This window comes from Phenylobacterium sp. (genome assembly GCF_036821595.1).
GTDB lineage: Bacteria > Pseudomonadota > Alphaproteobacteria > Caulobacterales > Caulobacteraceae > Phenylobacterium.
In genome coordinates this window covers 74357-95119 of record NZ_DAISJG010000003.1, presented here as the reverse complement: position 1 = coordinate 95119, position 20763 = coordinate 74357, and the positions used below count along the sequence as shown (strand labels likewise).

Here is a 20763-nt window from a genome sequence, read left to right as displayed (position 1 = left end):
TCAGGGTTTCCAGGACGTTCCGACCCAAGGTCGCAGCCGTCGGGCGCAAGTCTCTGGAATAGCTCAGCTTCGGACGAGCTAAGCTGCCGAATTCACGCGGCTTGTAGCTTGGCCTTGGGCCCAGGGGCGGCGTGGCCGTGCGACGACGCGCCACAGCCCCGCTGTTCAGACCGCCATGTTGTCGATCAGCCGGGTGCGGCCGATGCGGGCGGCGGCGAGGATGCGCGCCGGGCCCAGCGCCGGGCCGGGGCCGAGGCGCGCGAGGTCCTCGGCGTCGCGGACCTCCACATAGTCCACGGTCTGGAAGCCGGCGGCGGCGAGGGCGGCGAGGGCGTCGGCCTCTACCCCGGCCACCGCCTCCCCGGCTTTCAAGCGGTTCACCGACTCGCGCAGCACGCCGTTCAGCCGCCCGGCGATCACGCGCTCCTCAGGGCTCAGGTAGGCGTTGCGCGAGGACAGGGCGAGGCCGTCCTCGGCCCTCGCCGTCGCGCCGCCGACGATCTCCACCGGAATGTCGAGGTCGCGCGCCAGGCGGCGGATCACCTGCAGCTGCTGGTAGTCCTTCTCACCGAAGACGGCGACGTCGGGCGCGCATTGCAGGAGGAGCTTGGTGACCACGGTGGCCACGCCGTCGAAGTGGCCGGGCCGCGCCGCGCCGTCCAGGGGCTCCGAGACGCCGGTGACGCTGACCTTGGTGGCGAAGCCCGCCGGATACATCTCCGCCACCGTCGGCGCGAACAGCAGGTCGCAGCCGGCGTCGGCCAGGAGGGCCGCGTCCCGCGCCTCGCCGCGCGGATAGGCGTCGAAGTCCTCGCTGGGGCCGAACTGGGTCGGGTTGACGAAGATCGAGGCGACCGTCCGGTCGGCCTGCCGCCCGGCCAGCCGCACCAGGGACAGATGGCCCTCGTGCAGGGCGCCCATGGTCGGGACGAGGGCCACGCGCTCGCCCGCCGCGCGCCAGCCGGCCACCCGCGCGCGCAGGTCGGCGACGGTGCGGACGATGGGCAGAGGGCTTTCGGACATGGCCGGGCTTATGGCGGAGGCCCCGGCCGGCGTCCATCCGCACGGGGCGGCGAAGTGCGCGTTGACCCGACTCTGCGTCGTGGCTCACCTAGGGGGTGTTTGGGCCGCGTCGCGCGGCGCCCGGGGAGCTGTTTCATGTCGGCCAGCGTCATCGTCGTCGGCAACGAGAAGGGCGGAGCGGGAAAGTCCACGCTCGCCATCCACATCGTCACCGCCCTGCTGCATGGCGGGGCCAAGGTCGCCGTGCTCGACCTGGACCTGCGCCAGCAGACCATGGGCCACTTCTTCGCCAACCGGGCCAAGTGGCTGGCCGCGCACGAGGCGCAGGCCCCGATGCCGATCGAGCATCCGATCAGCTCGGCCGGCGACGCGCTCGCCAAGGCGCCCGACGCCGAGCAGCTCGCCCGCTTCGAGGAGGCCTTCGCCGAGGTCGCCCAGGCCGCCGACTTCGTGCTCATCGACACCCCCGGCGCGGACACGGCGATCAGCCGCGCCGCCCACGCCAGGGCGGACCTCATCGTCACCCCGATGAACGACAGCTTCGTCGATTTCGACATGCTGGGCGTGGTGGACCCCGTGACCCTGGAGCTCACCCGCCACAGCCTTTACGCCGAGACGGTGTGGGCCTGCCGCAAGCAGCGCGCCACCGTCGACCGCAAGCAGATCGACTGGGTCGTCCTGCGCAACCGCCTGGCCCCCACCGAGGCCCGCAACCGTAAGCGCCTGGACGAGCGGGTGACGGCGCTGTCGCGCAAGGTCGGCTTCCGCGTGGGGCCCGGCCTGCGCGACCGGGTGATCTACCGCGAGCTCTTCCCCTTCGGCCTGACCATCGCCGACCTGTCGCCCGCGATCCGGCCGGTGGCCATGTCGCTGCAGCACGTGGCGGCGCGCCAGGAACTGCGCGCGCTGATGACCGCGCTGGGCTTCCAGGGGCTGGACGAGGCGGAGAAGATCGCGGCGGAATAGCCGCATGCTCTATCTCGCCCTCGGGGCCGCCGCGCTCGCGCTCCTTCTCGCCGCGGGCCGCGGCAAGCCGGTGTTGAAACGGCGGGAGTGGCGCTTCCTCTCGGGGGCCTTCGCCGTCGCGGCCTTCGCCGCCGCCGCCTGGCTCAGCGTCACCGGGCGCTGGGGCTCGGCCATCGTGCTGGTGGTCGTGGGCCTGGGGCTCGCCGTCTCGACACGCCGCACCGGCGCCGCGCCGCCGCCGTCCGCGCGCGGGCGCATGAGCGTCGAGGAGGCCCGCGGCATCCTCGGCGTCTCCGCCGACGCCACCGCCGAGGAGATCCAGACGGCCTACATGCGGCTGATGCGCAGCGTCCATCCCGACAAGGGCGGCACCTCGGGCCTCGCCGCCCAGCTCAACGCCGCCCGCGACCGGCTCCTGAAGGGGTAGGGGACAGGCGAGCGCGCATGAAAAAGGCCCCGGGATCGCCGGGGCCTTTCCCTTGTCTCGTGCGGCGGGATCAGGCGCTCGGCTCGATCACCTGGCAGGGCTGCTTCTTCGCCTTGATGGCCTTGCAGACGCTCTTCGCCCGGGTCTCGCTGAGGCCCACGAAGCGCGAGCGGTAGCGGCCGCCGGCCTTCTCGGTGACCGGCTTGGCGCCCGCCACCTGCTTGCCGAAGCGCTTCTCGATGATGTCGATCTGCTCCCTGGCGTCCGAGCGGGCCTTGAACGCGCCCACCTGGACGGCCCACTTGCCGCCCGCCTCGGCCTTCGTCTTCGACCGGGGATCGACCACCTCGATCTTGGAGGTGCGGCTCGGCGGGGCCGCCGAGGCCAGCACGATCTTCAGGTCCTGGTCGCCCTGCTCCACGCTGCCCTCCACACGGCCCGTGGGCTCCGGCTCGAACAGGTTCTGGGCGATGGTGATGTTCTCGCCGAGGTCGCGGCGGCGGATCACGTCGAAGCCGGTGAGCAGCAGGTCCTGGGCGTTCTCGTCCCGGGCGCGGGTCGTCGGGCCGCCGAGCACCACCGCGATCAGGCGGCGGTTGTCGCGCACGGCGGAGACCGCGAGGTTGAAGCCCGAGGCGTTGGTGAAGCCGGTCTTCAGGCCGTCCACGCCGTACATCCGATGCAGCAGGCCGTTGTGGTTGCGCATCGTCTGGCCGCGGAAGGTCATCTCCTTCTGGCTGAACAGCCGGTAGTACTGCGGATAGTCCCGCATCACCGCGCGCGACAGGATGGCGATGTCGCGGGCCGTGGAGATCTGGCGGCTGTCCGGCAGGCCCGAGGCGTTGGCGAAGTTGGTGTTGGTCATCCCCAGCTCCTTCGCCCGCAGGGTCATCAGGGCGGCGAAGCGGCTCTCGGTGCCGCCGAGCTTCTCGGCCATGGCCACGGCCACGTCGTTGGCGGACTTGATGGCCAGCGCCTGCATGGCTTCCGAGACGGTGATCGTCTGGCCGGCCGGCACGCCCAGCTTGGTGGGGGACTGGGCCGCCGCGCGGGGCGACATCAGTACGGGGTCGTCCAGCCGGATCTTGCCCGCCGCAAGGGCCTCGAAGGTGAGGTAGAGGGTCATCACCTTGGTGATCGAGGCCGGGTAGCGCGGCGCGTCGGCCCGCTTCGCGTAGAGCACCTCGCCGGTCTTCGCGTCGACGACGATGGCCGCGTACTTGGTCTGCGAGGCGGTCGCGAGCTGCTTGAAGGCCGGCTGAGCGTACGCGGGGGGCGCGGCAGACGTGAACGCGACTGCTGCGGCGGCGCCTAGAGCGACAAACAGGCGGCGGGCGTGCTGGAACATGCTTCGTCCGTCGAATCAAAGGGTTGTGGCGGCCCCCCGCCGCCGTGAATCCCGCTTACCATGCCTCAAGGACCCTTGCTCGACAGTAAACAAGGCTTGAACGGGCGCAAATGTCGCGGCGGCCCCAGGCGCCCATGAAAGCGGCATGACACTTTTGTGCAGTGCACAATTCGCGCTTGACTGCTGCACTGCAACATGAGACAACGTCTACGAGTTCAGGGGGCATTCGCCCCGAATCCCAGTTTGCGTTGCGGCAATGACGCCGCGTCCCTCCCGCCCTTGTCCAGGAGTTTCACGATGGCCGCTGCTGAAACCGTGAAAAACACCGTCGAACAGTTCACCGCCGCTTCCAACGTCGCCTTCAAGGACGGCGTGGAGAAGACCCTCGCCGCGCTGAACGAAGCCAACAGCCATTCGAAGAAGAACCTCGAGGCCGTGGTCGCCTCGGTGACCGCCGCCACCAAGGGCGCCGAAGCGCTCGGCGCCCAGGCCATGGCCTTTTCCAAGACCGCCTTCGACAACCAGGTCACCGCCGCCAAGTCGCTGGCCGGCGCCAAGAGCCTGCAGGAAGTGATCGAGCTGCAGACCGCCTTCGCGAAGAGCGCCCTGGAAGCCTACATGGCCCAGGTCGGCACGATGTCCGAGACGGTCTCCGCCTCGATGAAGGACAGCGTGAAGCCGCTGAACGAGCGCGTGACCGCCATGGTCGAGCGCATGCAGGCCGCCCGCTAAGAGACACCTTCCGGGGGCTCTTCCTCCCTGGTCCCTGGAACGTGGAAGGCCCGGACCTCAGGTCCGGGCCTTTTCTCGTTTGGGGCGGAGCGCTAGACCACTTCCCATGTCACAGGTTGAAGACCGTCTCGCCGCGCTGGGGATCACCCTGCCCAGGCCCAACCCGCCCGTCGCCAACTACGTGCCCTTCGTGCGCGCCGGCGATCTCGTCCACATCTCCGGCCAGGTCTCGGTCGACGCCGAGGGCGGGATCAAGGGGATCGTCGGGGAGGACGTCGACGCCGACCGGGCCCGCGCCGCGGCGCGCCTGTGCGGCGTCAACCTGCTGGCCCAGATGAAGGCCGCCTGCGACGGCGACCTCGACCGGGTGGTGCGGGTGGTGAAGCTCGGCGGCTTCGTCCAGGCCGGCCCCGGCTTCTACGACATCCCGCAGGTCGTGAACGGCTGCTCCGACCTGATGGTCGAGGCCTTCGGCGACGCCGGCCGCCACGCCCGCTCGGCCGTGGGCGTCTACCGCCTGCCGCTGGGCTTTGCGGTGGAGGTCGACGCGGTGGTGCAGGTGTCGTGAGGGCGCGCTTCGGCGAGGCCTGGGACCTTCTCTTCCAGCCGCCGATCGCGCATCGGGGGCTCTGGAGCCCCGACGGGCCGCCGGAGAACTCGCTGGGCGCCTTCCAGGCCGCCTGCGCCGCCGGCTACGGCATCGAGCTGGACGTCCAGATCTCGGCCGACGGCGAGGCCATGGTCTTCCACGACGAGGACCTGAAGCGGATGACCGGCGCCGATGGCCGGCTCTCCGACCGCACCTCCACCGATCTCGCCGCCCTGCGCCTGGCGGGTACGGACGAGGCCATCCCCACGCTCGCCGAGACGCTCGCCCTCATCGGCCACCGGGCCATGGTGCACATCGAGCTGAAGACGCCGCCGGGCCGTGTCGGACCGCTCGAGCAGCGGGTGCACGAGATCATCGTCGACCACGCCGGGCCGCTCTGCGTGATCGGCTTCAACCCCTACAGCCACGCCTGGTTCGCCGAGCGCTTCCCGGGCGTCCTGCGGGGCCTCGACAGCTATTCCTACCGCAAGGCCCCGCACATCAGCGAGGACCAGCGCCGCGCCTACGCCAACCTCGAGCATGTCGCCATCGCCCGGCCGCACTTCCTGGCGCTGGGCCTCGACATGCTGCCCAGCCCCCGCGCCGCCGAGCTGCGCGCCCAGGGCATGCCGGTCGTCGCCTGGACGGTCCGCGACCCGGCCCAGTGGGAGGCCGTGAAGGACGGCTGCGACAACCTGATCTTCGAGGGCTTCAGAGCGTGAGCCTGAAGCCGGCGGTCCGGCTCAGCCGCCGCATCTCCGAGATCGGCCGCGAGGCCTGGGACGCCTGCGCCGGCAATCCCGCCTACGCCGGCAACCCCTTCGTCAGCTACGATTTCCTGCACGCCCTGGAGGAGGCCAACTGCGCCGTCGAGCAGACCGGCTGGGGGCCGCAGCACCTCTCTGTCGAGGACGAGGCCGGCCGGGTGGCCGCCGTCATGCCGCTCTACCTGAAGTCCCACAGCCAGGGGGAATACGTCTTCGACCACGCCTGGGCCGATGCGTACGAAAGAGCGGGGGGCAAGTACTATCCGAAGCTGCTCTCGGCCGCGCCGTTCACGCCGGCCACCGGGCCCCGGCTGCTGGTCCGGCCCGACGTCGATGCCGAGGAGGGCAGGGCGCTCCTCCTGGGCGGCGCGCTCACCGTCTGCGAGCGCTACGAGGTCTCCTCCCTGCACGTGAACTTCCCCACCGAGGCCGAATGGCGCTGGATGGGCGGGCAGGGGCTCGCGCTGCGCGAGGGCCAGCAGTACCATTGGGAGAACCGCGGCTACGCCGACTTCGACGCCTTCCTGGGCGCGCTCTCCTCGGGGCGGCGCAAGACCATCCGCCGCGAGCGCCGCGACGCGCAGGGCCAGGTGGAGATCCACTGCCTGACCGGGGCGGCGATCACCGAGGCCCACTGGGACGCCTTCTTCGCCTTCTACATGGACACCGGCTCGCGCAAGTGGGGCCGGCCGTACCTGACGCGGATGTTCTTCTCCCTGCTGGGCGAGGGGATGGCCGACCGGGTGCTGCTGGTCATGGCCCGCCGCCAGGGCCGCTGGATCGCCGGCGCGCTCAACCTGATCGGCGACGACTGCCTCTACGGCCGCAACTGGGGCTGCGTGGAGGACGTGCCCTTCCTCCACTTCGAGCTCTGCTACTACCAGGCCATCGAATGGGCGATCGACCACGGCCTGCCCCGCGTGGAGGCCGGCGCCCAGGGCCAGCACAAGATCGCCCGCGGCTACCTGCCGAAGCCCGTCTACTCCGCCCACTACATCGCCGACCCGGCCCTGCGCGCGCCCGTCGAGCGCTTCCTGCGCCAGGAGCGTGAGGGCGTGGAGCAGGAGATGGAATGGCTGGCGGAGGAGTATTCACCGTTCCGCAACGAGGACTAGGACCGCGCCCAGGCCGCCTGCAGCAGGGCCTTCACGCCGTCGTCGACGTCCGCGGGTGACGACAGCGGAAGGACGGCCTTCAGCCGTTCGCTCCAGCCTTCGTTCTTCGGCGGCTGCAGGCGGGGGGCGGCGCCGGGGTCCACCGCCAGGCCCAGGCGGGCGGCCCCGCCCTTCGACGGTCGAACGGCTGCGAACTGGAATTCCTTCGAGAAGGCGGTGAAGCCCTTGCGCTGGGACGACATGAGGCCGGGCAGGTCCGCCACCGCCGCCTCCACCGCCTCCAGCACCGCGCGCGACGCCGGATCGGCCCACAACGTGTCGCGAAGGCTGTCGGGCTCGGCCCAGTGCGCGGTCTCGGGGAAGGCCTTGCCCAGGATGACGCTCGCGCGGTTCGTCCCGATTCCGTGATGCTCCTTGAACCAGGCCTTGCGGGCGCGGGGTTTGGTCTCCGGGCAGGTGCGGGCGATCGCCACCCATTCGTCCAGGCTCTTGCCGGTCTCGCGCTCCATGCTGTCGAGGATGGAGGCGAACCACTTCTCCTGGCGGGCCGTCATGCTCGCGGGCTTGTCGGACATTTCCCACTCCGGGGTGATTTGCTACCCGTGATCGCCTTGAGTTCGAGGAGCGCGGGATGAGCTTGGACGGGACCTACGACGACGGCAACATCTTCGCCAGGATCCTGCGGGGCGAGATGCCCGCCGCCCGGGTCTTCGAGGACGAGCACGTCTTCGCCTTCATGGACGTCTTCCCGCAGTCGAAGGGGCACACCCTGGTGATCCCCAAGCACTCCCGGGCGCGCAACCTCCTGGAGGAGGAGCCGCAGGTGCTCTCGGAACTCGTCCTCGGGGTTCAGCGCGTGGCCCGCGCGGTGCGCGCGGCGCTCAAGCCGGACGGGATCGTGATCACCCAGTTCAACGGCGCTCCGGCCGGCCAGACGGTCTACCACCTGCACGTCCACATCATCCCGCGCTGGGAGGGCGTGCCGGTGGGCCGCCACGCCGGCGGCCAGATGGCCGACGCCGAGGAGCTTAAGGCGCTGGCCCAGCAGATCGCGGCCCAGATCACGTGAGCTCGCCCCCGTCGGTCCCGCCCTTCGAGGGAGCCGACCTCGAGGCCTATCTGGCCGCCCACCGCTTCGACGCCGGGACCGAGGCCTTCGTCCGCAGCCTGTCGGAGAAGGGCTACGCCCTCGTCGACCTCGGTGACGAGGCCCGCGCCCTCTGCGACCGGGCGGTCGCCGACACCGATCCGCACTTCGCCCGCCGCCCCGGAGCCAACCGAATCCAGGACGCCTGGTTACGCTCCCGGGCGGTGAGGCGGCTCGCCGCCTGGCCGGAGGTCGCCCGCCTGCTGCAGGCCGCCTACGGCCGCCGCGCCTTCCCGTTCCAGACCCTGAACTTCCTGAGGGGCAGCCAGCAGGGCCTGCACCCCGACACCATCCACTTCCACAGCGTCCCCGAGCGCTTCATGTGCGGGGTCTGGATCGCGCTGGAGGACGTGCAGCCGGGGGCGGGGCCGCTGGTCTACCGTCCGGGCTCCCACCGCCTGCCGGTGATGACCATGCGCGACGCGGGGGTGAACGAACCCCGCCCGACGCCCGAACACTACGAGAGCCACTTCGTGAAGCGGTTCGCCGAGCGCCTCGCCGCCACCGGCCTCCCCGAGGAGCTGGCGCTGGTGAAGAAGGGCTGGGCCTTCGTCTGGGCGGCCAACCTCGCCCACGGCGGCTCGCCGGTGACCGACCCGGCGTCGACCCGCCGCTCGCTGGTGGTCCACTGGTACTTCGACGACTGCCTCTACTACACGCCCATGGTCTCCGACGTGGACGCCGAGCGGCTCGCCCTGCGCCTGCCGGCCGACATCGCGGCCGGCGGCTGGGCGTGGCCGAGGCGCGGGGGCAGGGCGGTCTTCCCGGGCGTGAAGCCCCTGGTGGCCGAATTCCTCAAGCGGGTCCTCCGGCCGCTGCACATCCTCTGAGACCGCCCACGAAAAAGCCCCGGACCTCGCGGTCCGGGGCTCTCGTTCCGTGTCCGGAGGCCGCCTACTCGGTGAGCTCGGCGGCGTCCTCCTCGGCCGGGTTCTCGATCACCGGGGCGCCGCGCTCGCGGGTCTCGCCCTCGATCTCGAAGCCCAGCTTGCCGTCCTTGAGCACCACGCGGACGTGGCCGCCCTTGACCAGCCGGCCGAACAGGATCTCGTCGGCCAGCGGCTTCTTGATGTTCTCCTGGATGACCCGGCCCAGCGGGCGGGCCCCATAGAGCTCGTCGAAGCCGTTCTTGGCCAGCCAGTCCGCCGCCTCGTCGTCCGTCTCGATGGTGACGTGGCGGTCGGCGAGCTGCGCCTCCAGCTGGATGATGAACTTCTGCACCACCTGCCGGATGATCTCCGGGGTGAGCGCCTTGAAGTGCACGATGGCGTCCAGGCGGTTGCGGAACTCCGGCGTGAACAGCCGCTTCAGCGCCTCGTCCACCTCGTCCTCGGCCTTGCCGCGGCCGAAGCCGATGGAGTTGCGCTGGGCGTCCGAGGCCCCGGCGTTGGTCGTCATGATCAGGACGACGTTCCGGAAGTCGATCTTCTTGCCGTTGGAGTCGGTCAGCTGACCGTGGTCCATGACCTGCAGGAGGATGTTGTAGACGTCCGGGTGCGCCTTCTCGATCTCGTCGAGCAGGACCACCGCGTGCGGGTGCTGGTCGACGGCGTCGGTTAGGAGACCGCCCTGGTCGAAGCCGACGTAGCCCGGAGGCGCGCCGATCAGGCGGCTGACCGTGTGGCGCTCCATGTACTCGGACATGTCGAACCGCAGCAGCTCGATGCCGAGCGTGGAGGCCAGCTGGCGGGCCGTCTCGGTCTTGCCGGTGCCGGTCGGGCCGGTGAACAGGTAGCAGCCGATCGGCTTGTTGGCGTCGCGCAGGCCGGCCCGGGCCATCTTCATGGCCGACGACAGGCTGTCGATCGCCTCGTCCTGGCCGTAGACCGCGCGCTTCAGGTCGCCTTCCAGCTGCTTCAGCGCCTCGGTGTCCGACTTCGAGACCGACTTCGGCGGGATGCGGGCGATCTTGGCGACGACGCCTTCGATCTCCTTCAGCCCGATGATCTTCTTCCGCTTGCCCTCGGCCAGCAGCATCTGCGAGGCGCCGGCCTCGTCGATGATGTCGATGGCCTTGTCCGGCAGCTTGCGGTCGGTGATGTACTTCGCCGACAGTTCCACCGCCGCCTTGATGGCGTCGTTGGTGTACCGGAGCTTGTGGAAGTCCTCGTAGTAGGTCTTCAGGCCCTTCAGGATCTTGATCGTGTCGTCGATCGTGGGCTCGTTGACGTCGATCTTCTGGAAGCGCCGGACGAGCGCCCGGTCCTTCTCGAAGTGCTGGCGGAACTCCTTGTAGGTCGTGGAGCCCATGCATCGCAGGGTGCCCGAGGCCAGCGCCGGCTTCAGCAGGTTCGAGGCGTCCATGGCCCCGCCCGAGGTGGCGCCCGCGCCGATCACCGTGTGGATCTCGTCGATGAACAGGATCGCGTCGGGGTGGTTCTCCAGCTCCTTGACGACCTGCTTGACCCGCTCCTCGAAGTCGCCGCGGTAGCGGGTGCCGGCCAGCAGCGCGCCCATGTCGAGCGAGAAGATGGTCGAGCCGGCGAGCACGTCGGGGACCTGCTTGTTGACGATCTTGCGGGCCAGGCCCTCGGCGATGGCGGTCTTGCCGACGCCCGGGTCGCCGACCAGCAGCGGGTTGTTCTTGGTCCGGCGGCAGAGCACCTGGATGGCCCGCTCCACCTCGGCCATGCGGCCGATGAGGGGGTCGACCTTGCCCTGCTTGGCCTTCTCGTTGAGGTTGATGCAGTAGGCCTCGAGCGCCTCGCCGCCGGTCTTGACGGTGGGCTTGTCCTCTTCCTCGGCGCCCTTCACGGGCTTGGCCTCGCCGACGCCCGCCTTCTTGGCGATGCCGTGGGCGATGTAGTTCACCGCGTCGTAGCGGGTCATGTCCTGCTCTTGCAGGAAGTAGGCGGCGTGGCTCTCGCGCTCCGAGAAGATGGCCACCAGCACGTTCGCGCCGGACACCTCCTCGCGGCCCGAGGACTGCACGTGGATCACCGCGCGCTGGATCACGCGCTGGAAGCCGGCGGTCGGCTTGGCGTCCTCGCCGTCGTCCACGACCAGCGAGCGGAGCTCGTTGTCGACGTAGTTGGTGAGGGTGGTGCGGAGCGAACCGAGGTCCACGTCGCAGGCGCGCATCACCGCCGCGGCGTCTTCGTCGTCCACCAGGGAGAGCAGCAGGTGCTCAAGCGTAGCGTATTCGTGCTTGCGCTGGTTGGCGTAGGCGACGGCGCGATGAAGGGATTCTTCGAGCTGGCGCGAAAATGAAGGCAAGAGCCTCTAATCCTTTTCCATGGTGCACTGCAGCGGGTGCTGGTGCCGACGTGCCGTATCAACGACCTGGGCCACTTTTGTTTCCGCCACTTCGTAGGTGAACACCCCGCACACACCCACGCCGTGCTGGTGTACGTGCAGCATGATCCGAGTCGCGTCTTCGCGCGACTTGTTGAAGAATTGCTCAAGCACATAAACGACGAATTCCATCGGCGTGTAGTCGTCGTTCAGCAGAAGCACGCGATACATCGCGGGTTTCTGCGTCTTGGGCTTTGTCTGGGTGATCACGGCCGACCGAACGCCGGTGTCGTTATCACCCTGCTTGCGTTCGCTCATCGAACGGATCTCCTGACGAGGCCACCGCCCCGTCCTTGCTGGATTAGATATGGAAAACATTTCCATTTGGAAGGGCCCAATCGTCACGCCCCCGTGCGGCGGTCGCCCTTTTGTGCCTGCGGCGCGCGATCGGGGGCCATGACGCCCATCAATCCTCCTTGAGCGCCGCCTTTGCACGCAGAATCCGGCCTGACGTCACGGCGCCCGCGCCGAATCTGGCCCGCAGGGTGTCCAGCGTCTTCTCCGAGGCGAGCGCCCGGCGCTCCTCGCCGGCGAAGAAGTCGCCCTCCACCGCGTCGGCCGCGACCAGCTCGGCCATGCCGATCCCGATCAGGCGGAAGGGCCGCCCGTCGGCCTCGCGGGCCAGCATCTCGCGGCCCACGGCGAACAGGGTCTTGGCCGTCTGGGTGGGGAGCGCGATGGTCTTGCGCCGGGAGTGGATCTTGAAGTCGGTGGTCCGGAGCTTCAGCGTCACCACCCGTCCGGCCACGCCGTCCTTGCGGGCGTGCCGGGCCACCTTCTCGCTGAGTTCCGCCAGCACGTCCTCCAGGTCGGAGAGCGCCGACAGGTCCTCGTTGAAGGTCGTCTCGGCGCTGATCCCCTTGCGCGCCTCGTGCGGGTTGACGGCGCGGGTGTCGCGGCCGTGCGCCAGCTCGAACAGCCGCAGCCCGTGCGCGCCGAAGCGGGACGCCAGCTCCTTCTGCTCGGCCCGGGCGAGATGGCCCACGGTGGGGTAGCCGGCCTTCTCCAGCGACGCGACCATGGCCGGGCCCACGCCCGGCAGGACGCCCACCGGCCGGGGCGCGAGGAAGCTCTGCGCCTCCGCCGCGCCGATCACCGAGAAGCCGCGCGGCTTGTCGAGGTCCGAGGCGATCTTGGCGAGGAACTTGTTGGCGGCCAGGCCGATGGAGACGGTGAGCCCGGTCTCCGCCTCGATCCTCGCCTGCAACCGGGCGAGAGTCAGGGCCGGCGCCGCGCCGTGCAGCCGCTCGGTGCCGGAAAGGTCCATCCACGCCTCGTCGAGGCTCAGGTTCTGGATCAGCGGCGTGAGCTCGCCGGCCAGCCCCAGGATCCGCTGGCTCTCGAAGCGGTACTTGCTGAAGTCCGGCTTGATGACCACCGCCTCGGGGCAGAGCTTCAGCGCCCTGAACATCGGCATGGCCGAGCGCACGCCGGAGATCCGGGCGATGTAGCAGCAGGTGGTGACCACGCCGCGCCGGCCGCCGCCCACGATCACCGGCCGGTCGCGCAACTCCGGGCGGTCGCGCTTCTCGACGCTGGCGTAGAAGGCATCGCAGTCCATGTGCGCGATGGAGAGGCTCGCCAGCTCGTCGTGGGCCACAACCCTGGGCGAGCCGCAGGACGGACAGCGCCGCACCGCCTGCGGTCCCGTCCAGAAGCAGTCGCGGCAGAAGGCCTTCATGGCGGCGGCCACAGCCAGGCCGCGCCGCGCACGCCGGAGGAGTCGCCGTGCGCCGCCTTCCGCACCGGTGTCTCGAACACGTCCGAAAAGACGTGCGGCGCGATGGCGGCCGGCAGCCGGTCGTAGAGCAGGTCCACGTTCGACATGCCCCCGCCGAGCACGATCGCGTCCGGGTCCAGCACGTCGCAGACCATGGCCAGTCCGCGCGCCAGCCGGTCGATGTAACGATCTAGCGCCGCGTCGGGCCGGGCGGCGACGGCTTCGGCCGGGCGCCCGGCGTCGCGGGCCAGCGCCGGCCCCGAGACCCACAGCTCCAGGCACCCCTGGCGTCCGCACCAGCACGGCGGCCCCGGATATTCCTCCGCGGTCGGCCAGGGCAGGGGAGCGTGGCCCCATTCGCCGGCGAAGCCGTTGCGGCCGGCGACCAGCCGGCCGTTCACCACCACGCCGGCCCCCACGCCGGTGCCCAGGATCGCCGCGAACACCACCCCGGCGCCCGCTCCCGCGCCGTCGGTGGCCTCCGAGAGCGCCAGGCAGTTGGCGTCGTTGGCGTAGCGGACGGGGCGTCCCAGCGTCCGCTCCAGGTCCTGGGGGAAGGGCCGGCCGTTGAGCTGGGTCGAGTTGGCCCCGCGCATCAGCCCGCTCTTCGGCGACACCGAACCCGGACCGCCGACTCCGACCCGGGGCGCTGTGGCGCCCGCCTGCCGCTCGGCCTCGGCGACCAGGGCCCGCACCGTCTCCAGCCCGGCGTCGTAATCCTTCGGCGAGGGCGCCCGCACGCGCGCCTGGAAGCGGCCCTCGGCGTCCAGCGCCGCGGCCTCGATCTTGGTCCCGCCGAAGTCCACGCCGATGCGGATCATCGGCCCTTGATACCTGATTTGTTCCCGCCGCGCCGAGCCTGGCCTGCGACCCTTCGGCTTTTCGTTACGGAAGGCTATAACCCACCCTCCACAGGGAGGCATACAATGTACAAGAGCATCGTCCTTGGCGTCGCCGCATCGGCTGCGCTGGCCGCGGCCGCGTTCGGCGTCCAGGCGCAGGACAAGCCGAAGCCCGATCCGAAGATGAGCTTCTTCATCACCAGCGAAGGGGTGGGCGACGGGGCGAACCTCGGCGGCCTGGCCGGCGCCGACAAGCACTGCCAGACGCTCGCCGCCCGCGTGGGCGCCGGCAGGAAGACCTGGCGGGCCTATCTCAGCGCCGACGCCGCCGGCGGCCAGCCGGCCGTGAACGCCCGCGACCGCATCGGCCGCGGCCCCTGGTACAACTTCAAGGGCGAGATGGTGGCCCGCGACGTGGCCGACCTGCACTCCGACGCCAACAAGCTCGGCAAGGAGACCTCGCTCACCGAGGCCGGCGCGGTGGTCAACGGCCGCGGCGACACGCCCAACCAGCACGACATCCTGACCGGCTCGGCCCTCGACGGCGTGCTGGCCACGGGCGCGTCGAACCTGACCTGCGCCAACTGGACGTCCAACGGTGAGGGCTCCGCCCAGGTGGGCCACCACGACCGCACCGGCGGCGGCGCCAACCCCACCTCCTGGAACTCGGCCCACCCCTCCCGCGGCTGCAGCCAGGCGAACCTCGCGGCGTCCGGCGGGGCGGGCAAGTTCTACTGCTTCGCCACGCGCTGAGGCCCTAGGCGCGCGGTCGCCCCTGGCGGGCGATCGCCGCCTCGATGGCCTCGGCCAGCTCGGCCCAGTCGTCGTGCCGCGCATGCCGGTCGGAGCGCGGCGCCAGCGGCCGCAGCCGCTCGTCGGCCACGTGCTGGAAGGTGGCGACCCACGGCGCGTGCTCGGCCACCGAATCGAGGTTGGGCAGCAGGTCGTCCACGAAGGCCGCCGGCTGCGGCGTCTGCGAGGCGAGCGCGTGGGTCACCGGCCCCTTCGGTCCGGTATTCAGGATCAGCGGGTGCGGCAGGCCGTGCCGCTTCAGCCAGGCCGACCGCAGCCGCTCGGCATCGGCCGGGGCGTTGGAGAGAATCAGGATCTCGGCCCGCCGTCCGAGCCGCGTGAGCGCGTCCACCGCCCCGGGCGTCGGCTCGATCTCGCCGCAGCCCGTGCGGAAGAACTCGTCGAACAGCCGCTTGCCCTCGTCCACCGGCAGGTGTTCGGCCGCGCCCGGGCGATAGATGTTCTGGAACAGGGCGAAGCGATCGACGCGGAAGTCGTAGCCTTGCGCCGCGAGGAAGGCCCCGAACCCCTGCATGAACAGGCCCAGGACCTCGTCCACGTCGACGATCACCAGCGGCCGGTCGACGGAGAGGCCCAGCTGGTGCAGGCGGGGGGCTTGGGGCAGGGGGGCTGACACGACGCTCCGGACGCGGCTAACGAAGTTTAAGTATATCGGGTTGATCAATGGGCGCGAGATGAGGATCGCCGACTGCGGGTCTCCTCAAGGAACAGCGCCGGGTCCCGAATGCCCAAGAAGGTCCTCATCGTCGAGGATAACGAGCTGAACATGAAGCTCTTTCATGATCTGCTCGAAGCCCAGGGGTACGAAACCCTGCAGACCCGCGAGGGACTCGCGGCGCTGTCGCTCGCGCGCGAGCACCGCCCCGACCTGATCCTCATGGACATCCAGCTCCCGGAGATCTCGGGCCTCGAGGTCACCAAGTGGCTCAAGGAGGACGAGGACCTCGCCTCCATCCCCGTGGTCGCCGTCACCGCCTTCGCCATGAAGGGCGACGAGGAGCGGATCCGCGAGGGCGGCTGCGAGGCCTACATCTCCAAGCCGATCTCGGTGTCCCACTTCCTCGACACCATCAAGCGCCTCCTGGACTAGGCGATGACCGCGCGGATCCTCGTCGTCGACGACATCGAGGCCAACGTGCGCCTGCTCGAGGCCAAGCTCTCGGCGGAATACTACGAGGTGCTGACCGCCCAGGACGGCCCCACGGGCCTGGCCATGGCCGCGGCGGAGAAGCCCGACATCATCCTGCTCGACGTGATGATGCCCGGCATGGACGGTTTCCAGGTCTGCCGCCGGCTGAAGGACGATCCGGAGACGCGCCACATACCCGTCGTGCTGGTCACCGCGCTGGACGGCCGCTCCGACCGCGTGGCCGGGCTGGAGGCGGGGGCGGACGAGTTCCTCACCAAGCCCATCGACGACGTGATGCTGTTCGCCCGGGTGCGCAGCCTGACGCGCCTGAAGGCGATCATCGACGAGCTGCGCGAGCGCGAGGCCTCGGGCCGGCGCATGGGCCTGATCGGCGGCGCGGTCTCGCGCATGGGCGGCACCGGCGGCCGGATCCTCATCGTCGACGACCAGGAGCGCCAGGCCCGCCGGGTCTGCGTCGAGCTCTCCATCGAACACCGCCCGGTGGTCGAGACCGATCCGGAGAAGGCCCTGCTCACCGCCCGCGGCCCCGTGGACCTGGTGATCGTCAATGCCGGGGCCAAGGCCTTCGACGGCCTGCGGTTCTGCGCCCAGTTGCGCTCGGACGAGGCCACCCGCAACCTGCCGGTCCTGGCCATCGTCGACTTCGACGAGCGGCAGCGGCTGGTGAAGGCGCTGGAGATTGGCGTCAACGACATCCTGGCCAAGCCGATCGACCCGCAGGAGCTCTCGGCCCGGGCCAAGACCCAGATCCGCCGCAAGCGCTATACCGAGCACCTGCGCGACAACCTGGATCATTCGCTGGAGCTGGCCGTCACCGACCAGCTCACCGGCCTGCACAACCGCCGCTACATGACCGGCCAGCTCGAGGCGCTGATGAAGCGCGCCGCCCACGGCGGCAATCCGGTGTCCCTGCTGGTGCTCGACATCGACCACTTCAAGAAGATCAACGACGGCTTCGGCCACGACGTCGGCGACGAGGTGCTGAAGGAGTTCGCCGTCCGGCTGGCCTCCAACGTCCGCGCCGTCGACCTGCCGGTCCGCTACGGCGGCGAGGAGTTCGTGATCGTCATGCCGGACACCAGGCTCGTGGACGCCCGGCGCATCGCCGAGCGCATCCGCCTGCACGTGGCGGGCTCGCCGTTCCGGGTGATGGGCGGCAAGGAGCTGCTCAGCGTCACCATCTCCATCGGCGTGGCCACCAGCCTCCCCGGGGAGGAGGCGCCCCAGAGCCTGCTCAAGCGCGCCGACGAGGCCGTCTACGAGGCCAAGGCCTCCGGGCGCAACCGCGTCATCGCCCACGCGGCCTAGGTCCGCCACACGCGCCCTGAAACGCAAAACGCCCGGCGGTGAGGCCGGGCGTCTTCGTGGAAGATCGGCAGGCGTGAGCCTACTTGATCTTGCCTTCCTTGAACTCGACGTGCTTGCGCACGATCGGGTCGTACTTCTTCAGCACCATCTTGTCGGTCTTGGTGCGGGCGTTCTTCTTGGTGACGTAGAAGAAGCCGGTGTCCGCCGTGGAGTTCAGGCGGATCTTGATTGAGGCGGGTTTCGCCATGGGTCTCGTCCTCGGGCGGGGCCAAAGCGGATGGGCACCGCCGGCGGGTGTTCGAAAGAGCGGCGGAAAATACGAATCCGCAGCGGGAAGTCAATGCACTAGAGGTGTGCCGGCGTCATCCCGCCGGCCCGGAAGCGCAGGAACGGCTTGGGCCGGTGCGGGTCCTCCATGCGGGCGACGGCCTCGCGCAGCATCATCCGGGTGACCGAGGGCAGGGGCAGCGCCTGGGCCTCGTCGAAGTCCACCCAGGCGATCTCGTCCAGCTCGCCGCAGTCGGCCTGGCGGTCCAGGCTCATCAGCCGCTCGGCGTCGGCCAGCAGGAACCAGGTGTCGAACCGCTTGCCGACCATCGGCGGGGTGATCGCCCGGGCGATCACGTCCAGGGCCTCGAGGTCGGGCAGGGCGCCCTGCTCGATGAACGGCCGCCAGGGGCCGGCGGAGGGCCGCTCGGGGCCCGGGCGCGCCAGCAGCAGGCCGGCCTCCTCCCAGGTCTCGCGCACGGCCGCCAGCGCCAGCGCCCGTCCGCGGCCCGGCTTCAGATAGGCGTCGAACACCGCCTGCACGTCCGGCTTCAGGTCGGTGGCGAAGGGAGCGCGATAGTCCGCCCGGTCGATCCGCCCGCCGGGGAAGACCCAGCGGTCGGGCATGAAGCTGTGGCCGCCGTGGCGCCGGCCCATCAGCACCCGCGGCTTGGCCGCGTCGCGCCGGATGATCATCACCGTGGCGGCGTTCTTGGGCCGCACGGCGCGCTGGCCGGGGACGCGCGGCGGGCCCTCGGGCTTGAAGCCGGGCGGATCTGGCGGATCGTCACTCATGCGAACAACTGTATGACCCGCGCCGGAGCCGTGGGAAGCGCGACGTAACGTCAGCCCCGCCCAGGTCACCGCCGCTTGCCGCCGCCCATCTTCTTCTTGCGGCCGGTCCTGATCCCCGCGGGCCTGCCGCTGTGCGGCTTGGGGCCCCCGGGGCGGCGGTCGCCGCGGGCGCGGACGCCCAGCCTCGGGCGCGGCGCATTGCGGTCGGGCGGGGCAGGCTCGCTCAGCATCTCGAACAGCAGCCCGCCGGTGATCGGCGTGGCCTCCTCCAGCCGCACGGTCACCGCCATGCCGAGCGGCCAGCGCGCCCCGGTCCGCTCGCCCACCAGGGCGTGCGCCCGGTCGTCATGGACGAAGTACTCGCCGCCCAGCTTCGAGACCGGAACCAGCCCGTCCGCCCCCGTCTCGGCCAGCCGCACGAACAGGCCGAAGCGGGTGACGCCGGTGATTTTGCCCTCGAACTCGGCCCCGATCCGGTCGGACAGGAAGGCGGCGATGTAGCGGTCGGTGGCGTCGCGCTCGGCGGCCATGGCCCGCCGTTCGGCCGCGGTGATCATCTCGGCCGTGGCCTTCATCTGGCTGATGTCGCGGTCGGACAGGCCGTCGTCGCCGAATCCCAGGGCCCTGACCAGCGCCCGGTGGACGATCAGGTCCGCGTAGCGGCGGATCGGCGAGGTGAAGTGGGCGTACTTGGCCAGGTTCAGCCCGTAGTGGCCGATGTTCTCGGTGGAGTAGATCGCCTGCATCTGGCTGCGCAGGACCACCTCGTTGACGATCTCGGCGTGCGGCGTGTCGCGGGTCTGGTCCAGCAGGCGGTTGAACCGCTCGGTGCGCGGCGCCTCGCCCTTGGTCCAGCTGATCTCCAGGGTCTGCAGGAAGTCCACCAGGGCCTGCAGCTTCTCCTGGCTGGGCGCGTCGTGGATCCGGTAAATCTGCGGCGTCTTCTTCTGCTCCAGGGTCTCGGCGGCCGAGACGTTGGCCTGGATCATCATCTCCTCGATCAGCCGGTGGGCCTCGAGGCTCGCCCTGGGGGTGATCGAGGTGATCTCGCCCTCGCGGTTGATGGCGATCTTCCGCTCCATGCTTTCGATCGCCAGGGGCGAGCGGGCGTCGCGGCCCTTCTTCATGACCCCATAGGCGGTCCACAGCGGCCGGATGATCCGATCCGTGATCGGCCCGGTCTTGTCGTCGGGATCGCCGTCGGCGGCGGCCTGGGCCTGCTCGTAGGACAGCTTGGCGGCCGAGCGCATCAGGCCGCGCACGAAGCGGTGCGAGCGCTTGCGGCCGTCGGCGCCGAACACCATCCGCACGGCCATGCAGGCGCGGTTCTCGCCTTCGCGCAGGCTGCACAGGCCGTTGGAGAGCCGCTCGGGCAGCATCGGCTCGACCCGGTCGGGGAAGTAGACGCTGTTGCCCTTGTCGCGCGCCTCGCGGTCCAGCGCGCTGTTGGGCCGGACGTAGGCGGCGACGTCGGCGATGGCCACCCAGACGATCCAGCCGCCCGGGTTCTTCTCGTCGGTGTCGGGCTCGGCGTAGACCGCGTCGTCGTGATCGCGGGCGTCGGCCGGGTCGATGGTGATGAAGGGGACGTCGCGCAGGTCCTCGCGGCCGGCCAGGGTCGGCGGCTCGGCGGCCTCCGCCTCGGCTTCCGCCGCCTGGCTGAAGCCCATGGGGATGCCGTGGGTGTGGATGGCGATCAGGGAGGCGGCGCGCGGCTCGTCCTCGCGGCCGACCACCTCCAGCAGCTTGCCGCTCTTCGGTCCGTAGCGGCGCTCGGCGGTCCCCACCTGGGCGATCACCAGGTCGCCGTCGCGCAGGGTCTCGGCCTGGTCGGGGGACAGCACCAGGCTCTCCTTGGTGCGGCGGTCCACGGGCTCCACGCGCACCTCGCGCCGGGCCTTTCGGACCACGCCCAGGATCCGGTGGGCGCTCTGGCCCAGGCGCTTGATCAGCCGGGCCTCGAACTCGCCGCTCTCGACGCGCACGAACCGCACCAGCAGCCGGTCGCCGAGACCCGGAGCCTGGCCGGCCTCGGCCTTGCGGTCGGGGGCCAGCAGCACCAGCGGAGCGTCCTCGGCCTTGGCCAGCTTCACCATGAGTTCGCCGTCGGTGTCGCGCTCCACCACGTCCACCACGCCGACCTCGGGCAGGGCGCCGGTCTCGGCGAAGCCCTTTCGGCCGCGGCGGGCGAGGGCGCCGGAGTCCTCCAGCTCCTTCAGCATCTCCCGCAGCGCCCGGCGGTCCGCGCCCTTCAGGCCGAAGGCGCGGGCGATGGCCGCGCGGTCGGCCTCGCCGGTCTCGCGCAGGTAGTTCAGCAGGGTGTCCCGGTCGGGCAGCCCTTGCGGGAATCGAGCGGCTTTGGGGATGCGGGGTCGGGCCATGGCGTTGCTTAGCACCTTTGAACGCCGATCATCACCGAGCGCTCCTCGCCGATGCTATGGTTCCTGGCCAAGCTGGCGT

At 70.5% G+C, this 20763-nt stretch carries 22 protein-coding genes; 11 read left to right on the top strand and 11 right to left on the bottom strand.

Translation table 11 applies throughout. The features are described 5' to 3' along the window. Nucleotides 1-165: 165 nt before the first annotated feature. Nucleotides 166-1023 (bottom strand): pantoate--beta-alanine ligase, encoded by an 858-nt coding sequence (panC, locus tag V7Z97_RS03010; protein WP_334161339.1) that lies wholly within the window; start codon nucleotides 1021-1023, stop codon nucleotides 166-168. Nucleotides 1024-1158: 135 nt separating this feature from the next. Between panC and V7Z97_RS03005 the strand changes: the two genes are divergently transcribed. After that, nucleotides 1159-1989: a division plane positioning ATPase MipZ gene (locus tag V7Z97_RS03005; protein WP_334161338.1), complete on the top strand. Its 831-nt coding sequence runs from the start codon at nucleotides 1159-1161 to the stop codon at nucleotides 1987-1989. A gap of 4 nt (nucleotides 1990-1993) precedes the next feature. Continuing rightward, entirely contained in the window at nucleotides 1994-2416 is a 423-nt protein-coding gene (locus V7Z97_RS03000; protein ID WP_334161337.1) for a J domain-containing protein, read from the top strand. A gap of 70 nt (nucleotides 2417-2486) precedes the next feature. Here the strand turns inward: V7Z97_RS03000 and V7Z97_RS02995 are convergent, their stop codons facing one another. After that, nucleotides 2487-3764 (bottom strand): D-alanyl-D-alanine carboxypeptidase, encoded by a 1278-nt coding sequence (locus tag V7Z97_RS02995; protein ID WP_334161335.1) that lies wholly within the window; start codon nucleotides 3762-3764, stop codon nucleotides 2487-2489. Nucleotides 3765-4061: 297 nt separating this feature from the next. Here V7Z97_RS02995 and V7Z97_RS02990 point away from each other — a divergent pair, with 297 nt between their 5' ends. The 4 genes from V7Z97_RS02990 to V7Z97_RS02975 all read left to right on the top strand — a co-directional run bounded on the left by V7Z97_RS02990 (nucleotide 4062) and on the right by V7Z97_RS02975 (nucleotide 6967). After that, nucleotides 4062-4496 carry a phasin family protein gene (locus tag V7Z97_RS02990; RefSeq protein WP_334161334.1) on the top strand — a complete coding sequence of 145 codons (435 nt, stop codon included), beginning with the start codon at nucleotides 4062-4064 and terminating at the stop codon, nucleotides 4494-4496. Between the two features lie 106 nt (nucleotides 4497-4602). Beyond that, complete coding sequence (locus tag V7Z97_RS02985; protein WP_334161333.1) at nucleotides 4603-5064, top strand: RidA family protein; 462 nt, start codon at nucleotides 4603-4605, stop codon at nucleotides 5062-5064. After that, nucleotides 5061-5807 carry a glycerophosphodiester phosphodiesterase gene (locus V7Z97_RS02980; protein WP_334161332.1) on the top strand — a complete coding sequence of 249 codons (747 nt, stop codon included), beginning with the start codon at nucleotides 5061-5063 and terminating at the stop codon, nucleotides 5805-5807. Before V7Z97_RS02985 ends, V7Z97_RS02980 begins: the two co-directional genes overlap by 4 nt. Then, a complete protein-coding gene (locus tag V7Z97_RS02975; RefSeq protein WP_334161331.1) occupies nucleotides 5804-6967 on the top strand; it encodes a GNAT family N-acetyltransferase in 1164 nt (387 codons plus the stop codon). Before V7Z97_RS02980 ends, V7Z97_RS02975 begins: the two co-directional genes overlap by 4 nt. Here V7Z97_RS02975 and V7Z97_RS02970 read toward each other — a convergent pair. Continuing rightward, entirely contained in the window at nucleotides 6964-7542 is a 579-nt protein-coding gene (locus tag V7Z97_RS02970; RefSeq protein WP_334161330.1) for a DUF4287 domain-containing protein, read from the bottom strand. The genes V7Z97_RS02975 and V7Z97_RS02970 overlap by 4 nt on opposite strands. A gap of 56 nt (nucleotides 7543-7598) precedes the next feature. On the opposite strand from V7Z97_RS02970, the gene V7Z97_RS02965 reads away from it, so the two are divergent. Further along, the gene (locus V7Z97_RS02965) at nucleotides 7599-8036 is read left to right on the top strand and encodes an HIT family protein (protein WP_334161328.1); all 438 of its coding nucleotides are present in this window, start codon (nucleotides 7599-7601) and stop codon (nucleotides 8034-8036) included. Beyond that, entirely contained in the window at nucleotides 8033-8944 is a 912-nt protein-coding gene (locus V7Z97_RS02960) for a phytanoyl-CoA dioxygenase family protein (protein ID WP_334161327.1), read from the top strand. The genes V7Z97_RS02965 and V7Z97_RS02960 overlap by 4 nt, the downstream gene beginning before the upstream one ends. A 64-nt stretch (nucleotides 8945-9008) precedes the next feature. Here the strand turns inward: V7Z97_RS02960 and clpA are convergent, their stop codons facing one another. From clpA to V7Z97_RS02940, 4 genes are all read right to left on the bottom strand, one after another. Further along, the gene (clpA, locus tag V7Z97_RS02955; protein ID WP_334161325.1) at nucleotides 9009-11330 is read right to left on the bottom strand and encodes an ATP-dependent Clp protease ATP-binding subunit ClpA; all 2322 of its coding nucleotides are present in this window, start codon (nucleotides 11328-11330) and stop codon (nucleotides 9009-9011) included. A gap of 6 nt (nucleotides 11331-11336) precedes the next feature. Beyond that, entirely contained in the window at nucleotides 11337-11666 is a 330-nt protein-coding gene (clpS, locus tag V7Z97_RS02950) for an ATP-dependent Clp protease adapter ClpS (RefSeq protein WP_325458351.1), read from the bottom strand. A gap of 148 nt (nucleotides 11667-11814) precedes the next feature. Further along, on the bottom strand, nucleotides 11815-13089 hold the full coding sequence (locus tag V7Z97_RS02945; RefSeq protein WP_334161324.1) for a DNA polymerase IV: 1275 nt from the start codon (nucleotides 13087-13089) through the stop codon (nucleotides 11815-11817). Further along, nucleotides 13086-13949 carry an ROK family protein gene (locus tag V7Z97_RS02940; protein WP_334161323.1) on the bottom strand — a complete coding sequence of 288 codons (864 nt, stop codon included), beginning with the start codon at nucleotides 13947-13949 and terminating at the stop codon, nucleotides 13086-13088. The genes V7Z97_RS02945 and V7Z97_RS02940 overlap by 4 nt, the downstream gene beginning before the upstream one ends. A 105-nt stretch (nucleotides 13950-14054) precedes the next feature. Between V7Z97_RS02940 and V7Z97_RS02935 the strand changes: the two genes are divergently transcribed. Continuing rightward, the gene (locus V7Z97_RS02935) at nucleotides 14055-14723 is read left to right on the top strand and encodes a hypothetical protein (protein WP_334161322.1); all 669 of its coding nucleotides are present in this window, start codon (nucleotides 14055-14057) and stop codon (nucleotides 14721-14723) included. 4 nt (nucleotides 14724-14727) lie between these two features. Here the strand turns inward: V7Z97_RS02935 and V7Z97_RS02930 are convergent, their stop codons facing one another. Next, nucleotides 14728-15399: a hypothetical protein gene (locus tag V7Z97_RS02930; protein WP_334161320.1), complete on the bottom strand. Its 672-nt coding sequence runs from the start codon at nucleotides 15397-15399 to the stop codon at nucleotides 14728-14730. Nucleotides 15400-15507: 108 nt separating this feature from the next. Between V7Z97_RS02930 and V7Z97_RS02925 the strand changes: the two genes are divergently transcribed. Together V7Z97_RS02925 and V7Z97_RS02920 are read left to right on the top strand one after the other, a co-directional pair. After that, nucleotides 15508-15873, top strand: a complete 366-nt coding sequence (locus tag V7Z97_RS02925) for a response regulator (RefSeq protein WP_325458356.1) — start codon at nucleotides 15508-15510, stop codon at nucleotides 15871-15873. 3 nt (nucleotides 15874-15876) lie between these two features. After that, nucleotides 15877-17241 carry a PleD family two-component system response regulator gene (locus tag V7Z97_RS02920; protein WP_334161318.1) on the top strand — a complete coding sequence of 455 codons (1365 nt, stop codon included), beginning with the start codon at nucleotides 15877-15879 and terminating at the stop codon, nucleotides 17239-17241. Nucleotides 17242-17320: 79 nt separating this feature from the next. Here V7Z97_RS02920 and rpmG read toward each other — a convergent pair whose 3' ends face one another. From rpmG to rnr, 3 genes are all read right to left on the bottom strand, one after another. Then, nucleotides 17321-17488 carry a 50S ribosomal protein L33 gene (gene rpmG / locus V7Z97_RS02915; protein WP_012521869.1) on the bottom strand — a complete coding sequence of 56 codons (168 nt, stop codon included), beginning with the start codon at nucleotides 17486-17488 and terminating at the stop codon, nucleotides 17321-17323. A 98-nt stretch (nucleotides 17489-17586) separates the two neighbouring features. Continuing rightward, nucleotides 17587-18303: an NUDIX hydrolase gene (locus tag V7Z97_RS02910; RefSeq protein ID WP_334161316.1), complete on the bottom strand. Its 717-nt coding sequence runs from the start codon at nucleotides 18301-18303 to the stop codon at nucleotides 17587-17589. A gap of 65 nt (nucleotides 18304-18368) precedes the next feature. Beyond that, nucleotides 18369-20684, bottom strand: coding sequence for a ribonuclease R (gene rnr / locus V7Z97_RS02905; protein ID WP_334161315.1), 2316 nt, complete (start codon nucleotides 20682-20684; stop codon nucleotides 18369-18371). Nucleotides 20685-20763 lie beyond the last annotated feature (79 nt).